This window comes from Thalassospira sp. (assembly GCF_002709775.1).
Lineage (GTDB): Bacteria > Pseudomonadota > Alphaproteobacteria > Rhodospirillales > Thalassospiraceae > Thalassospira.
In genome coordinates this window covers 16,017-31,410 of record NZ_PAQR01000054.1, presented here as the reverse complement: position 1 = coordinate 31,410, position 15,394 = coordinate 16,017, and the positions used below count along the sequence as shown (strand labels likewise).

The following is a 15,394-nucleotide window of genomic DNA, read 5'->3' as shown; positions in this document are numbered from 1 at the left end:
ATCGCCCATCTGCGGGGTTTCCCTTAGTTTTATGCTTATCAGCGCGAAGATAGTGCTTCAATCCTGAGTGCTGAATTTTCTTGAGCGCAATGAACGCAATGGGCACCAAATCGGATCAAACACACCAGCGAAAGTTGAAATTGGTTCGCTACCGATTCTGCCGAACTCCGCCGGATCAGGCAGCCCACCACCTTCAAGGCAAAGTGTAATTTTCACCACACCTTCAACAACCGGACATACCGTTGTTCGAAAATTGGTGCTAGCATCTCGCGGGGCAAAAATTTTCCGACCCACAGATTTGATTTTTCAAAACATCCCTTCCCGATCGGGACAGGACGGGCTGATTATTGTTGGAGAACAGGAATGAAAAGAACAATTGCGGGGCTGCTATCGGCTTGCACCATGCTGAGCCTTGGTGCCGGAAGCGCATTGGCCGATTATGATTTACGTCTGATCCATACCAATGATGTGCATGATCGCGTTGAATCCGTCACGAAATACAACAATACCTGTAGTGCAGAGGACGACGCCGAAGGCAAATGCTTTGGCGGCTATGGTCGTCTTGCCACGGCCATTCGCGATGCTCGTTCCGAAGGCGGCAATGTTCTTGTTGTCGATGCCGGCGATCAGTTCCAAGGATCCCTTTTCTATTCGACATACAAGGGTTCCTTGACGGCTGAACTGATGAACCTTGTCGATTATGATGCGATGGCAGTCGGTAACCACGAGTTCGACGATGGCCCCGACGTTCTGGCAAGCTTCATCAAGTCGAGTCTGACACCCATCCTGTCGGCCAATATCGAAGCAACCACCGATGGTCTTAATGAACTGATCAAACCGGAAACCATCATCACGGTAGGTGGTGAACGCATTGGCATCGTTGGCCTGACTACGCCGGAAACCGCTGATATCTCGAGTGCCGGTCCGAACGTCAAATTCAACGACCTTGCAAAATCGCTTCAGGCCTCTGTAGACCGTCTGACGGCACAGGGCATTAACAAGATCGTCGCGCTGAGCCATTCGGGTTCCTATGCCGATTTTGCCTATGTCAGCGACGTCACCGGTGTTGATGTGATTGTTGGTGGTCATGACCACCTTCTGTTCTCCAACAGCAATGACAAGGCATCTCATCCCTACCCTGTCGTCAAAAATGGCGCGGATGGCAAGCCGGTGCTGATCGTTCAGGCATATGCCTATAGCCGCTATCTCGGTGATCTGAACGTCACCTTTGATGATGCAGGTGTTGCAACTGCTTGGTCGGGTGACCCGATTGCCCTGGATGCAAGCATTACCCCGGCTGAAGACGTTCTTGCGGTCATCGAAAAGGCCAGTGGTCAGGTTGATGCGGTTCGCACGCTTGAAGTTGGGAGCTTGACTGCGCCCGCAGACGGATCACGCGAAACCTGCCGCGCGATGGAATGCTCCATGGGATCACTTGTTGCCGATGCGATGCTTTGGAAAGCCGGCGAAGATTATCAGATCGCCATCCAGAATGGCGGCGGTGTTCGTGCAAGCATCGATGAAGGCACCGTCACCATGGGTGAAGTCCTGACCGTTCTGCCGTTCCAGAATGCGCTGGCAACCTTCAAGCTTTCAGGTGCCGATATCGTGGCATCGCTTGAACATGGTGTCTCGCTTGTTGAAGAAGGCAAAGGCCAGTTCCCGCAGGTTGCGGGGCTAAAGTTTGACCTTGATCTTTCAAAGCCTGCCGGATCGCGCGTTTCCAACGTCATGGTTGCGCAGGGCGATGGCTTTGCCCCGATTGATACGGGCAAAATGTATGGCGTTGTTTCCAACGACTTCATGCGCAATGGCGGTGATGGTTATGCCCTGTTCCGTGATAATGCCAAGGATGTCTATGATTTCGGCCCGAACCTTGAACAGGCAGTTGCCGACTATATCGGGATCAACTCCCCGGTAACGCCAACGACCAAAGGCCGTATCAATCTTCAGTAAGCAAGTTACTGATTGAACCCGACCAACAGAAGGCAGCCCTTATCCGGGCTGCCTTTTTGTTTTTCTTGCCTTGGTACGCGCTTGAGGCTTATGAACGTCGCTTGTCGTAAATGACCCGTCACGCGCGTGACGTCCCACTATTATGAGCACCCGTTCTCTATGACGCCTACTCCCAACATCCTTTGTTTTGGTGCCGCCCATTTCGACCGCACCTTGCAATGTACCGAGACTTTTGTTCCCGCGGCCTCTAACCCGGTTCGAACCCTGCACCGCAAACCCGGCGGAGTCAGCCGCAACATTGCTGTGCATCTGAGACTGCTGGGCAACAATGTCGCCATGCTGGGGGCTGTCGGTGATGATGGTGATGGTGATCAGGTCATAGAGGCCCTGTCGGAAATCGGCATTGATACCCGCCATCTGATGAAAATCGGTGGTATGGCCACAGCCGGTTACACAGCGCTTCTAGATGAAACCGGTGAACTTGCGCTTGGAATGATGAATGCCGAGGTCTATGACCTGCTGACCATTGACCGGTTGGAACCAAGCCTTGCAAACCTTCAGGCACGCCCCTGGTGGTTGATCGATGCCAACCTGCCGACCGAGAGCATTCAGTGGCTGGCAGCGAACAAAGCAAACAGCAAGTTCTGCGCAGCCACCGTATCGCCGAGCAAGGCCGCGCGGTTCAAACCGGTGCTTGATAAGCTCGACCTTCTGATTGCCAACCGCGCCGAAACGCGGGTTTTGACGGGTATCGAGATCAATGACCTGACGCAAGCCAAAGTGGCGATCGAACTTCTGCGCGGTAAAGGCATCCCGGATGTTGTCATCACCTTGGGTGCGCAAGGCGTTGTATCGTCAACATCGACCGGAACGGCGTTCTGGCACCCCCTACCGACGAAGGTGAAGGATGTTAATGGCGCTGGCGATGCTTTCTACTCCGGGTTCCTGTCTGCCTACTCTAAGCCGCATACAAGTTTTGAAGACGCCATGGCGTCCGGGCTTGCGATGGCCAGCCTGACGGCAGAAACCGAAGGCACAACTGTCTGGGATCTGTCGCAGGATGCCGTCACAGCGCGCGCGGCAAACGCCGAAAGCAAACCTCTTTAAGCCACTGATGGCTTGCAACAGCCTGCTTGATGATTGCATGCATCATTTAACGCAGGTAGCTTGTCATGAATTCAAACTCAAACCGGAGCCGATCCGATGCATCCATTTTTCATCTTTGTGAAATGTGAACTTGGCAAAGCCTATGACGTCGCGGCAGAACTTGTCGAAGAAGTAGAAGGCGTGTCAGAAGTTTATTCGATCTCCGGCCCGTTTGAACTGCTGGTCAAGGTCTATGTCGAAGACGAACAGGATATCGGGCGCTATGTGAACGAACAGATCCACAAGCTGCCCTTTATCAAGGACACCCAAACCATCATTACCTTCAACGCCTTCACCTAATTAAAGAAAGCGTTCAAGAACGGAACATGAAAAAAGCGGTGCCCGTTGGACGCCGCTTTTTCTATTTGATAAAGTTGACCTGCCTTAATTTCCGGCGACATCCCGGATAACGTCCAGAATGATCTCGGTGCCCTTCTCGATCAGGACAACATCGTCACCAACAATCTGGCGTAGCGCGCCATCGGTACGTGCTGGAAGCCGTGAAATCAGATCATCGGGCAAATCACGCTTGGCAATGCCCGGCGGCAAGGTGCCACCACGCTCAAGATTCATGGCAATCCCAGGCGGCAAACCTTTGTTGCCTTTGCCCTTATTGTCCTTGCCGTTTTTCGCCTTGTTCTTTTTGTTGCCGTCACGGTCTGACTTGTCATCGGTCTGACCGGTCGCGACATCAAGCACATCGCGAATGATCCGACGTTCCTCGTCACTGAAAATGCCGCCGCTTTGGGCTACTTCGACAACATTGTGATCGTGGGTCAATTGCGGTGGATGTGACTGCACAGGTGTCGTCAGCACAATAGTGGCACCGGCGAAAACGAAACCGGTCGTTACGGCTTTGACCCATTTGGTTGTGAACGGCATAGCGACCTCTTCTTCGTGAAAACATCAAATTTAATGTGGGCACCTTGTGCAGAATTGCGACGGCCCAACTATGACAACGCTTCACATCACCAGTTTCTGCCATGCTTGGACAAATATTCTTCCGGTTTGCAACTGCCCGCTTTCCATGATGTCTGTAAAGAACGGCTGATTACTTACCCTTGAGAATAGGTAAACAGAGAATTCAACCCCTGATGAACAGGCTTTGAAAGCAAAACACCTCAAATTTTAGCTATCAGATTGATTTTATAGACTGTTCATTATGTGCTATAGGTCTTTATATCTTCGTATAAATCGCACGAAGTTTAGTTTTATTAGAACATAACGATTAAAGATTTACATGACCACCGGTAGATTTTCTATTCATCTAGCTAAATCAAAAAAAGACTTGGAGGCGGCGCAAAAACTCCGCTTTGAGGTTTTCTTTGGCGAGTTTCAGGCAACCGCACTGACCGAGCAGCATTCGGCCGGTCTTGACAGCGACAAGTTCGACGAATTCTGTGAACACTTGCTTGTGGTCGATAACCACAATGACAAGAAAGTCATCGCCACCACCCGGCTGCTGCTTTCGCAGCAAAAGCCCGCCGACCTTTCCTATATCGCACAGGAAGAGTTTGCCATTCCCCTGCTCGACGCCGTGCAGGATAACTGTATGGAAGTTGGCCGGTCGTGCGTTCACAAGGATTACCGCGACGGCAAGGCAATTCAGCTCCTGTGGCGCGGCATCACCAAACTGATCTTCGATCATGACATCCGCTATCTGTTCGGCTGCGCAAGCTTCCATGGGACAGATATCGACAAGATTGCCTATGAACTTTCTTACCTGCATCACTATCAGCTTGATGATGCGCCGCATATCGCGCGGGCGCTTAATTATCAGTCGATGGACCGCATGCCGAAAGCCGATATTGATCCTGACGAAGCACTTGGAAAACTGCCGCCCCTGATCAAGGCCTATCTGTCTTTGGGTGGGGTTGTCGGGGACGGGGTCGCACTTGATCCCGACTTCAAGACGCTGGACGTTTTGATCACGGTCGACGTTCCCAAGGTCCCGGACCAATACCACAGATTTTACCGCAAGCAGGCGGACCGCCTTACTTTCGAACCCCTAAACGCGTGAGCCCCCAAAATGTTGAAACAAGCCCTGTTTGGTGCCTTGAGCTTCTTGGTGCTGTCTTCTTCCCAAGTTCCTGTTTTTGCTCAGGAAGATCTGACCGGTCGCCAGATCATGGACGAATCATCCAACCGTCATGATCTGCCCCGCGAATACGAAGAGCTCGACATGAACCTGGCCGAGGATGGTGCCATCTTCGAAGAACGGGAATTGCGCCGCTTTTCGCTTGAAGGCGACGATGGCTTGTTCAAGTATCTCACCGTGTTTGATGCACCAGCCGGTGTCGAAGGCGTCGCACTGCTAAGCTGGCAGAACAAGGGGCGCTCGGATGACCAGTGGACCTACCTGCCCGCTGTCAGCCGTAAACTCAAACGCACGGCCGGGTCCTCCAAACGCAAACCGTTCCTTGGCACTGACTTCACCTATGAAGACATGACGTCGGATGACCGCGACGACTTCACCTATGAACGTCTGGAAGATTCCGAAATCGATGGCGAACAGACCTTTGTCGTCAAGGCCACCCCGGCCAACAAGGAAGTATCGCGCGAAACCGGATATGCGTGGCGCATCTTCAATGTGTCGAAAGAAACCTATTTCATCATCAAGGTCGATTTCTATGACCGTCGCGAAAACCACTCGAAGGTTCAGATGAACTATGAACCCGAAGTGGTTGCTGATCCGGCAATGCGTCCGAAACGGACCGTCATGACGACGCTTGAAAGCAACACCAGCACCGAAATGATCATCAAATCCCGCAGCCTTGAAGAAGATGCAGTTGATGAAAGCATGTTCGAACATCGCTGGATCAAGACCGGTCGCTATATGCGCTAAATGAGCTTCCTTCCGTCCACGGTTCTCCTTTCAGAGAACGTCTTCGTTGTCAGGTTGTTTGAATGACTGTTTCACGCCTTTTCGCACCGATTTTGCGTCATCCGTTCCTGTGTGTCTTTGCCCTGGCGATCATGACGGCCATCTTTGCCGCTGGCCTGCCGCGCATGACCATCGACACAAGCATTCAAAGCCTGATCAGCGATGAAGACGAACATCGCGAAGGTTACATTGATTTCATCAACCTGTTTGGCTCTGACCGGACAACAATTCTTCTGGTCGAAGACCCCGATATCTGGTCGGTGGATAAACTTCAGGAGTTCGAGAACCTTCATTACGACCTTGGCGATATGCCGGACGCCGAAAAGGTCGAAAGCCTGATCAATGTCAGTGATGTTCACGACGAAGACGGCGATGTGGCATCCGGTGCCTTGCTTGATCCCCTTCCCTATGACGAAGAAGAAGCGGCAACCGCACGCGAACACGCGCTCAACAACCCCTTGTTTCCCGGTCAGTACATTTCGGAAGACGCCAAGGGCCTTGTCATCATTGTTACCACGCCATCCTATATTCTCGGCACCGTGGATGATGTTTCGATCGATCAGGAAATGGACGATGTCATTTCCAACTATCGCGACAGCTTTGAGCGCATCACGATCATTGGCGGCACCAGGCTGAATTCGGAAACTACCGATGTTCTTGTGGCTGAAATGCCGCCGATGTTTCTGTTTCTGATTATCATGCTGATTGGCGGCATGTGGGTGACGTCAAAACGCCCACAATCCTTTATCCTGCCGCTGATTACCGCAACCCTCTCAACCGTGATTACATTCGGTTTCCTTGGCTGGACGGGCATTCCGCTAAACATGCTGGGCAGCCTTGCACCTGTGATCCTGCTGGCACTTGGCTCGACCGAAGACATGCATTTCTTTGCCGCCTACATGGAAGGCTTGAGAAAGGCGCACGGCGAACATCCAGATCTCAACAAGCCGGAATATGTCCAGGCGGCCCGCAAATACATGATCAAGCATGTTGGCCTGCCGACCTTGCTGACAGCGGGCACATCAACCCTTGGCTTTGCCGTCAGCTCGATCAGTGATGTGCCGGCCATTCGTGATTTCGGTATCATGGCGAGCTTCGCGATCTTTGCCAATGGCGTGATCACCATCCTGCTGGCACCGTCTTTCTTCCACTTCTTTGGCGACAGCAAATACAACAAGAAACGCCGTCCGAACCGTTACCTGCGCATGGTCGCCTACTTCCTGGCACGATGCTTTGATCGCATCTACAAAAAGCCGGCACTGTTCGTCGCACCGTTTGGCGCTGTCTGTATTCTTGGTGCAATTGCCGCGTCCCAGGTCGAGGTATCCAACAATCCGCTTGATGCCCTGACACCAAGTCATCCCTTCATGCAGGATTATCGTTTCTCTGAAGAACGCCTTGGCGGTCTTGAGGGCCTGACGATCCTTATTGATGGCCAACGCCCGCATCAGATCAGCGATCCCGAAGCCCTTGCCATCGTTCACGAGATCAGCTCGGAAATCGAACAGCTGCCCGGCGTCACCATGGCGACCTCGCTTGCCGATCAGCTGGCACATATCAACCACGTCTGGGGTAATCCCGAAACCATTCCGCCGGAAACATCCGATCAGGTCGCACAGTTCCTGATGCTGCTGGAACGCTCCGACATTGAAAGCTATGTCACCCGTGACTTCCGCTTTGGCACGATCAAGGTCAAGCACACCATCAGCGACACCAAGGAGCTGCTGGCCCTGATTGATCAGATCTCGGCCTTGATGGATGAAAAGCTGCCGCCATGGCTTACCAGCAGCATCACTGGCGAAGCGCCACTGGCCGCCTATACCGCGACCAACCTGATTTCATCACAGATGCAAAGCCTGCTGTTCCTGGTTGGTGCGATCTATCTGGTGATGTCCCTGATCTTCTCGTCCCTGAAGGCTGGTTTTGCAGCTGTACTGCCCAACATCTTTGTCCCGCTTCTGACTGTCGGGATCATGGGTGCTACCGGGCTTCCGATGAACCCACCTCTTATTGTTGTGATTGTCGTTTCCATCGGCATTGCGGTTGATGACACCATTCATATGCTGAGCAGCTACAAGGAAAGCTGTCGCAAAATTGCCAATCCCCGGCTGGCGGCACGAAACACCATCCGTTCCGAAGCCGCCGCCGTTCTGACCACGACTTTCGCGCTCAGTCTTGCTTTCTATTCGCAGGCGGTTTCAAGCCTCTATTACACGCAGGTGTTTGGCATTCTGATGGGCACCGCCCTTCTTCTGGCCCTAATCATTGATATCTTCCTGACACCGCTTCTGATGACGCGTTTGAACTTCGTCGGGATTTTCGATCTGGTGACCCAGCGCATCCCGCATTCGATCCTTGGCAACTTCCCGCTATTTAACGAAATGCCGCAACGCCATGTCCGCGACCTGATCCTGACATCCGTGCAGCGCAATGTTGAACCGGGTGAAAACATCATCAATATCGGGCGCACGGAACGCAGCATGATGGTCCTGCTTGAAGGCAAGGCCGGTGTCTATATCCCGACCAAGGACGGCGACATGCAGCGCATCTCGGATATGAACGAGGGCGACACAGTTGGCGAAATGTCACTTCTGGCTGGCACACCGCGATCGGCAACCGTGATTGCCGATACGCCCTGCTGGTTGATTGAGATTGACTCCAACCTGTTGGAGCGCCTTCAGTTAACACAGCCCTACCTGCTCAGCCGGGTTTACAAAAACATCGGCAAGATTTTGTCAGGTCGACTTGTGGCAGCGAACGAGAGCAAGAAATAACATGCGGCAGATTGCAACCCTGACCCCATTGGCGCTCATCTCAACGGCCCTCGTCTCCCCGGCCTTCGGGTTTGACGGACTGGATGATCTCGACATCTCGCACAGCGTGAAATCCACGGCTACGGCTTTCACCGATGACGCGCCTGAAGGCTCGCGCAACAACGCTTATGAAGCCAGCCTGCTTTATAGTGCCGACACCACCTTGTATCTGACCGACACGGTCAGCATGGCGATCTCGGGTTACATCCACGAAGCCAGCCACACACAGATATCGGGCGCCTTTGTCGGCCCGAACCAGAGCGAAAGCAAATCCCCTTACGGCGATTTTATCGAGCTTGGCCTGCGCTGGGATGGTGATTATGACACCATCAAAATCGGCAAATGGAAACAGAACTACGAGTTTGCCGAACGCCTGACATTGCTAAACCGCTATAATCTTGGCGACTACACGGTTCCGCTCAATAACGTCAATACGGGCAACTGGCTGACGCAGTGGCAGCACTTTTTTGACAGTGGCAACCTGAACGTCACTGTAATGCCGTTTCATCCGGCAACCGGCCAACCGGCAGAGGGCAGTCGTTGGAGTGGCGCAAACAGCAATGGCAATCTGGAGCCGCAATTCACCTTCGGCGGTCAACAATTTACCTATAGCGACGAAACGATCTATTCCGCAAAGCCGGATATCTCCGTGATCTGGGAAGGCAGTGCGGATCTATTCGATTATGCGATTGGGGCATCGCGTGCGCAGTCGTTGTATTCCGTTTCAAAAGACGGCGATCAGCTTAATGAGCGTAAAACTGTTTACCCGCATGCGACAGGCATCTTTGGCGGGATTTCCTATCCGCTCGACAGTGCCCGTCTGTTTATGGAAGCGTTCTATCAGAATACAGATGACGGCAAAGACGACGACTTCATCCGGGTAAATACCGGGATTGCCATGAACTTCTACAATTATGCTGAGAAGCTTAATTTTGAAGATCTGAATGTCTCGTTCGAATTCCTGGCCGACCGCACTGTCCGCGATCAATCCCATCCGGACTACAGCACACCAAGTTATTATTCCCGTCCGTTCCAGAACGCACTTTATGCCGTCGTCAGCGCAAAGCTGACCAGTGAATGGACCCTGTCACAGGAACTTGCCCGCGGCTTTAGCAAGCGGGATTCCCTGTCCATGACCAAGCTGTCTTACAGCTTTGATGACTCGACAGATCTTTCTTTGCAATATACCAGCTTCGATGGCATCCGTGACGTCAGCCTGTTTGGCAACTGGAAAGACAATGATAACGTCACACTGACATTCACCAAGGATTTCTGAGCGTTTTGGACCAGACTGTTACATCGACCAACACCGCACCGATTACCCCTGCCCAACATGTAAAGGCCGGTGTCAAGTTCACGGTGCTTATGATCTGGTTGTTTGCGTTGTTGATACCCTTCCTGATCCTTGAGAGCCTTAAAATCCGCGCCAGCGCGAAGATTGTACGCCTGTGGCATATCGGTGCACGCAAGATCACTGGCATCCGGGTCGAGCAAAGCGGGTCTCCGTGCAAAACCCTGCCCCTGCTTCTTTTGGGGAACCACACGTCCTATCTTGATATTCCGGTGATCAATTCGTTGTTTACCGTCAATTTCATTGCGAAGTCCGAAGTCCGCAGTTGGCCGGGCATAGGGTTTCTGGCGCGCTGTTGCCAGACGATTTTCGTTGAACGCCGTGCAATCAAATCACACGAACAGATCAAGATCCTGCGCGAAAAGATCCTGCCGGACCGTCGACTGGTCCTGTTTGCCGAGGGAACCAGCACTGATGGCAGTGTCGTTCTGCCGTTCAAATCATCATTGATGGAATTTGTCTTTGACGAAAAGATCGCCGAAGTCTGCCACGTTCAGCCGATCACAGTGCTGTGTCTGAGAGACGGATCACAGGACGATGAAGCATCACCGGAACCCGAACGTGTGCTTTACCCGTGGTTTGATGACACGTCGCTTGCGTTTCACTTCTGGCGGTTCATGGCGACAAAGGGCTGCACCGTCAAAGTGCATTTCAGTCCAAGCCGCCCGGTTTCCGAGTTCGCAAACCGCAAGGAACTTACCCAGTGGGCGCATGCGAGCGTCCAGAACGGCTATGACATCATCCTGAAAAAGGACTGACGTCGCCTACGCCTTGCGGGCCCGGGCCTGCGCCCAGTTTTCCTTCATCTGATACCACTTCTTCTCGCCAATCATCTTGCCGAGATACTGGTCGATCACCTTAAGCTTGATGATGCTGGCCAGCCCGGCCACACGTGCAGGCCAGGTTTCCGGCAAGGCGCGCAAGGTCAAGCTGATACCCGCAGTGCTGTATTCGATGAAGTGCCACCAGCGGCTCGGAATAAAGATGGTATCGCCGGGCTCGAGAATGCATTCGTACCCGGTGATGTCTTTCAGCTTCGGGTAACGCTCCAGATCCGGGTTACGAAAATCAACATTGCACGACACCGTCAGCGGATGGCGATAAAGCTGCCGTTCATCTTCACTGCCATACAGAATAACCCGCTTGGTGCCGGTCATCTGTGTCAGGAAAACGTGGCTGTGATCAAGGTCATAATGAATGTCGACATAGGCATCTTGCCCACCGACAAACAGGAACGGATGGTTCTTAAGGAACGTCACACCAAGATCAGGATATGAAAAATCCTCGCGCAGTTGCGGCATGTGCTTGAACACATTGAACAAAAACATACGAAGCGGTGTTGGCCCGGCCTGAATTAGATCAAGATACTCGCCAAACGGCATGTTCTGGGTCGCATCCAGATAATCATTGTCCGAATTGGCAAATGCTTCGCTGTAAAGCGGCACTTCGACATCACCACAGCCCTGCTTGAGATAGTCATAGGTCCATTTTTGCGAAGCCGGCCAGCTGGCTGCGAAGCTGCGCATGATGACGGGACGCTTTGGTTTCAGATACTGATCAATAAAGTCTTCCCGACTCAGATCATCGCGTCGGTCAATGCCCTGATAGTTCAGCTGATTGGTCATTCCGGTCCCGTCTTCTTGTTCTTTGGCGTCTGTTAGTGATCTCAAAGACACCACACCTAATCCCATGCAGCTGTGAACCTCCAATAGAACACCAAGTCTCATGCAACGACACTTGGGAACACAGCCCGCCCGATCCCCGATAGAAGATCAGTTTCTGTCTGCGCGTAAAGGCCCATAGGAAGGTCAACTGACCACTTCTCAGATAGAGCATAAGCCGCGCGTGAAATCAAGCCGCCATTAAGCACTATGAATCGGTTTAAATCCTTGTAAAGATTACGGACTTCATAAAATCAAAAACACACACGGGACCAAACTGCATGGCTTCACAAGACGAGAGTACAAACACCGAAAGGCGCGATAGTTCAAATGCGACATCAACCCCGCATACAATGTCGGATCGGCTTGCTTTTGCGACCGTCTCGACGATCATCAAAAAGTTCTTCCGGGTCGGGAATGTTGATCTGGTTTACAAGGATCTGTCGCCCGTCACCGTTGGTGATGGCAGTGGTGAAAAGTTCATCCTCCGCTTCAACACCCGTTCAGCCCTGACCGGCATCCTGTATCGCCCCAGCCTTAATATCGGCGAGATCTTCATGGATCAGGGCTGGGACCTTGTCCAAGGTGATCTTGGGCATTTCATGGGGTTGTTGCTCAAAAACGAGGAACTCCTAGAAGAAACCTTCGTTTTCAAAAGCTTTGATGCGATATCAAGTGCGCTTGGTCATTGGCTGACCGTTAATTCTGTCGACCGAAGTCATCAGAATGTCGAACACCATTATGACCTTGGTAATGACCTTTACACCGCGTTTCTCGACGACAAGATGCTGTATTCCTGTGCATTCTTTGACGAGGGAATTACCTCCCTCGAAGAGGCGCAGGCAAACAAGCTCAGGACCACGATTGACCGCCTGAAAATGGAACCGGGCATGAAGGTTCTCGAAGTCGGGTGTGGCTGGGGTGCGATGTCACATGCCATTGCTGAAAACGGCGGTGAGGCAACCGGTATCACCCTGTCGCGTGAACAACTTGAATTTGCGAAATCCCATACGCCCAAGGGCGTCCGCGATCGCGCACGTTTTATACTTCAGGATTATCGTGATCATGCGCGCGAAAACGCCGGCACCTATGACCGGATAGTTTCTATTGGCATGTTCGAGCATGTCGGACGCCGCCACTACAAGGAATATTTTGATGCGGTTTACAGCTCGCTAAAACCCGGTGGTCGGGCTGTTATTCATTCCATCGTCAAGGACACCACAACACGCACCAACCCGTGGCTTCGCAAATACATTTTCCCGGGGGGACAGGCCCCGCGCATTGTCGATATGACCGATGCCGCCAAGGCCGCGGGCCTGACTGTGCCGCACGCACCGTTCGAACATGTCGGACACAACTATGCCGAAACCCTCCGACACTGGCGGAAGCGCTTCAATGACGCCTACCCCAGCCTTGATCATGACCGTTATGATGAACGGTTCCGGCGCATGTGGTTATTTTATCTTTCCGGTTCGGAAGCATCTTTTGATGCGCTCGGCACGCGGGTGGCGCAAGTCGTGGTCGAAAAGCCGCTCTAAGCCGCGCTTTTGGGCAAAATGACGATCTTGACCTGAAACGAAAAAAGCACCCCGTCTTGGGGTGCTTTTTCACTGGCGGGCAAGGAGGGATTCGAACCCTCGATAGGGCTTGTCACCCTATACTCCCTTAGCAGGGGAGCGCCTTCAGCCACTCGGCCACTTGCCCTCTATCTCCTTGGTGTTCCCTGCGGAACGACGCCTTTCTTAAACATCGCCATGGCGCATGTCAATGCCCGAAACTGGCGTTAAGGACGTTTTCTTTTTAACAGTCCTGACAAATAAAACCAGCAGCTTTTTGCCTGCTTTGTTCAGTGCATTTCCTGGTTGATGGACAAAAGAGTCTTCAAACCATCACACAGCTGTCATCGCTTGGCAAAAAACACATGTCATAAAGCGATGGTCGATTGGTTTTTCACCGTCTTATGACGTAAATGCTGGTTGGAGAAAGATGCGTACGATCTATCAAAGCACCGACGATTTCGGTCACACCCTCCGCGCCCTGAAAATGACCAAGGAAGGTCACAACGATCCGGTTTACATGGGTCTTGTCATTCAGGATCGCGAAGTTCTGTTCCGCACCCGTGAAAACAGCTCACGCGATTTCGTTTTGCAGAAGATCAAGGAATTTGTCGCTGGCAATGCGGCAACACTGGCATCCCAACCGGCCTGATGGCCGGTTTTTTATTGCCATAAACATGCGGTCTTTGCGTTTGGTCCGTCACGCGCGGAAAGGCACTGCGGCATTTTCAGTCGCGCCGGGGCGACACTCCCCGTTCGCCCTGCAACTTCACCGCCGGTCATGACGACCGGCGGTTTCTTTTATCTTCATACCTGCACGGTTTCCTGTCGCGCAACATAGGCCCGCCACATCAGAAGCAATGCAACCGCCAGCACAGGCAGAACGCCATAGTTCACCAAGACCCATCCCGCACCAGCAATCAATGCGCCACTCGCAATCGATGCCAGTGTGGCGGTAATGCTGTTGCCCAGCTCCATCAAACTCTGCGCGTGCCCGCGTTCGGAAACATCATGCCCCTCGCCCAGCAATGTTGTGCCGGCGAGCAGCATCATATTCCAACCAAACCCAAGCAGGAATGAACTGATAAGGAACGCGGAAACCGAGATCCCCGAAACAGCAACTGCAACACTTGCCGCCAGAACAAGTGCCCCCACAGAAGCCACTCGGCGCGGACCGATCCAGTCAATCAACGGCCCCGCGACAAAGGCAGGCAAGAACATGCCGATCAGGTGCCAGCGAATAACGTTGGCGGAGACATCAACATCATAGCCGCAATATTTCATCGCAAGCGGTGTCGCGGTCATGACAAGAACCATAATCCCCTGCCCGGCGGCACTGATTGCGATCGCGCCGCGAATGACCGGACGCCGCAACAATTTCGCCATCACAGCTCTGCTTGACCCGCCGCGTTCAGGAATGCCGCCGTCGGGCAACATGGTCATCAGGATGGCACCAATCGCTGCCAAACCGGCCAAGGCGACATAAGCCCCTGAAAATGGCACCGGCAGCATATCACGGCTGACCGCTGCAACTTCAGGCGCGATCAGTGCAGCCAACACGCCCCCACCAACAACGAGAGCCGCAGCACGACCCTTTTGAGCCGGGTCGACGGTTTCCAGTGCAGCGTAGCGGTAATACATGGCAGAGGTCTGATAGGTACCAATCAGCGCAGGCGCCAATGCGACAACCCAGAACGCCCCGATATAGATCCCATAGGCCACCAGAAGCCCACCAGCGACCCCAAACACCGCCCCGATGGAAAGCCCGACACGCCGACCATGGCGCTGCATCAACATAGCCAGCGGATGGACGGACATCAGATTACCAAGCATGAGAACACCAAGCGGCAAAGTGGCCAGTGCCGGTACCGGCGCCAGCGAGACACCGACAATCGATGTCAGCGTGATTCCGATCAATGAACAGGACCAATAAAGCGCCTGGGCGATAAAAAGCAGACGCAATGGTCCATTGGCCAGCAACAACATGTTCCCAACTCCCAATTCGTAAACTGTGATGAAAAATGAAG

Annotated in this window: 13 protein-coding genes and 1 tRNA gene; 10 read left to right on the top strand and 4 right to left on the bottom strand. The window is 52.9% G+C overall.

The window, feature by feature from the left end:
• The first annotated feature begins 363 nt into the window (after positions 1 to 363).
• The 3 genes from CMO10_RS16835 (at position 364) to CMO10_RS16825 (ending at position 3,402) form a co-directional block, all read left to right on the top strand.
• Positions 364 to 1,956 (top strand): bifunctional metallophosphatase/5'-nucleotidase, encoded by a 1,593-nt coding sequence (locus CMO10_RS16835; RefSeq protein ID WP_297024416.1) that lies wholly within the window; start codon positions 364 to 366, stop codon positions 1,954 to 1,956.
• Positions 1,957 to 2,115: 159 nt separating this feature from the next.
• Complete coding sequence (locus tag CMO10_RS16830) at positions 2,116 to 3,063, top strand: carbohydrate kinase family protein (RefSeq protein WP_297024414.1); 948 nt, start codon at positions 2,116 to 2,118, stop codon at positions 3,061 to 3,063.
• A 96-nt stretch (positions 3,064 to 3,159) separates the two neighbouring features.
• The gene (locus CMO10_RS16825; protein WP_044828849.1) at positions 3,160 to 3,402 is read left to right on the top strand and encodes an Lrp/AsnC ligand binding domain-containing protein; all 243 of its coding nucleotides are present in this window, start codon (positions 3,160 to 3,162) and stop codon (positions 3,400 to 3,402) included.
• An 84-nt stretch (positions 3,403 to 3,486) separates the two neighbouring features.
• Here CMO10_RS16825 and CMO10_RS16820 read toward each other — a convergent pair whose 3' ends face one another.
• Complete coding sequence (locus CMO10_RS16820) at positions 3,487 to 3,984, bottom strand: hypothetical protein (protein WP_297024411.1); 498 nt, start codon at positions 3,982 to 3,984, stop codon at positions 3,487 to 3,489.
• Positions 3,985 to 4,390: 406 nt separating this feature from the next.
• Here CMO10_RS16820 and CMO10_RS16815 point away from each other — a divergent pair, with 406 nt between their 5' ends.
• The 5 genes from CMO10_RS16815 (at position 4,391) to CMO10_RS16795 (ending at position 10,908) form a co-directional block, all read left to right on the top strand.
• Positions 4,391 to 5,122 carry a GNAT family N-acetyltransferase gene (locus tag CMO10_RS16815; RefSeq protein ID WP_297024408.1) on the top strand — a complete coding sequence of 244 codons (732 nt, stop codon included), beginning with the start codon at positions 4,391 to 4,393 and terminating at the stop codon, positions 5,120 to 5,122.
• Between the two features lie 9 nt (positions 5,123 to 5,131).
• Positions 5,132 to 5,947 carry an outer membrane lipoprotein-sorting protein gene (locus tag CMO10_RS16810; protein WP_297024407.1) on the top strand — a complete coding sequence of 272 codons (816 nt, stop codon included), beginning with the start codon at positions 5,132 to 5,134 and terminating at the stop codon, positions 5,945 to 5,947.
• 62 nt (positions 5,948 to 6,009) lie between these two features.
• A complete protein-coding gene (locus tag CMO10_RS16805) occupies positions 6,010 to 8,760 on the top strand; it encodes a cyclic nucleotide-binding domain-containing protein (protein WP_297024405.1) in 2,751 nt (916 codons plus the stop codon).
• A gap of 1 nt (position 8,761) precedes the next feature.
• On the top strand, positions 8,762 to 10,075 hold the full coding sequence (locus CMO10_RS16800; RefSeq protein ID WP_297024402.1) for a hypothetical protein: 1,314 nt from the start codon (positions 8,762 to 8,764) through the stop codon (positions 10,073 to 10,075).
• A 5-nt stretch (positions 10,076 to 10,080) separates the two neighbouring features.
• Positions 10,081 to 10,908, top strand: coding sequence for a lysophospholipid acyltransferase family protein (locus CMO10_RS16795; RefSeq protein ID WP_297024401.1), 828 nt, complete (start codon positions 10,081 to 10,083; stop codon positions 10,906 to 10,908).
• Between the two features lie 6 nt (positions 10,909 to 10,914).
• Here the strand turns inward: CMO10_RS16795 and CMO10_RS16790 are convergent, their stop codons facing one another.
• On the bottom strand, positions 10,915 to 11,775 hold the full coding sequence (locus CMO10_RS16790; protein WP_297024398.1) for a cupin-like domain-containing protein: 861 nt from the start codon (positions 11,773 to 11,775) through the stop codon (positions 10,915 to 10,917).
• Positions 11,776 to 12,164: 389 nt separating this feature from the next.
• On the opposite strand from CMO10_RS16790, the gene CMO10_RS16785 reads away from it, so the two are divergent.
• Positions 12,165 to 13,349: an SAM-dependent methyltransferase gene (locus CMO10_RS16785; RefSeq protein WP_297024396.1), complete on the top strand. Its 1,185-nt coding sequence runs from the start codon at positions 12,165 to 12,167 to the stop codon at positions 13,347 to 13,349.
• Between the two features lie 73 nt (positions 13,350 to 13,422).
• On the opposite strand, the gene CMO10_RS16780 is transcribed toward CMO10_RS16785, so the two are convergent.
• Positions 13,423 to 13,515: transfer RNA gene (locus CMO10_RS16780), tRNA-Ser, on the bottom strand.
• Positions 13,516 to 13,797: 282 nt separating this feature from the next.
• Between CMO10_RS16780 and CMO10_RS16775 the strand changes: the two genes are divergently transcribed.
• Positions 13,798 to 14,019 (top strand): hypothetical protein, encoded by a 222-nt coding sequence (locus CMO10_RS16775; RefSeq protein WP_297024394.1) that lies wholly within the window; start codon positions 13,798 to 13,800, stop codon positions 14,017 to 14,019.
• A gap of 155 nt (positions 14,020 to 14,174) precedes the next feature.
• Here the strand turns inward: CMO10_RS16775 and CMO10_RS16770 are convergent, their stop codons facing one another.
• Entirely contained in the window at positions 14,175 to 15,353 is a 1,179-nt protein-coding gene (locus CMO10_RS16770) for an MFS transporter (protein ID WP_297024392.1), read from the bottom strand.
• Positions 15,354 to 15,394 lie beyond the last annotated feature (41 nt).

Excerpts from the sequence above, each read along its gene's own strand:
- CMO10_RS16835 (WP_297024416.1), top strand. The coding sequence starts at position 364 with ATGAAAAGAACAATTGCGGGGCTGCTATCGGCTTGCACCATGCTGAGC.
- CMO10_RS16830 (WP_297024414.1), top strand. The coding sequence starts at position 2,116 with ATGACGCCTACTCCCAACATCCTTTGTTTTGGTGCCGCCCATTTCGAC.
- CMO10_RS16825 (WP_044828849.1), top strand. The coding sequence starts at position 3,160 with ATGCATCCATTTTTCATCTTTGTGAAATGTGAACTTGGCAAAGCCTAT.
- CMO10_RS16820 (WP_297024411.1), bottom strand. The coding sequence starts at position 3,984 with ATGCCGTTCACAACCAAATGGGTCAAAGCCGTAACGACCGGTTTCGTT.
- CMO10_RS16810 (WP_297024407.1), top strand. The coding sequence starts at position 5,132 with ATGTTGAAACAAGCCCTGTTTGGTGCCTTGAGCTTCTTGGTGCTGTCT.
- CMO10_RS16805 (WP_297024405.1), top strand. The coding sequence starts at position 6,010 with ATGACTGTTTCACGCCTTTTCGCACCGATTTTGCGTCATCCGTTCCTG.
- CMO10_RS16800 (WP_297024402.1), top strand. The coding sequence starts at position 8,762 with ATGCGGCAGATTGCAACCCTGACCCCATTGGCGCTCATCTCAACGGCC.
- CMO10_RS16790 (WP_297024398.1), bottom strand. The coding sequence starts at position 11,775 with ATGACCAATCAGCTGAACTATCAGGGCATTGACCGACGCGATGATCTG.
- CMO10_RS16785 (WP_297024396.1), top strand. The coding sequence starts at position 12,165 with ATGTCGGATCGGCTTGCTTTTGCGACCGTCTCGACGATCATCAAAAAG.
- CMO10_RS16775 (WP_297024394.1), top strand. The coding sequence starts at position 13,798 with ATGCGTACGATCTATCAAAGCACCGACGATTTCGGTCACACCCTCCGC.
- CMO10_RS16770 (WP_297024392.1), bottom strand. The coding sequence starts at position 15,353 with ATGTTGTTGCTGGCCAATGGACCATTGCGTCTGCTTTTTATCGCCCAG.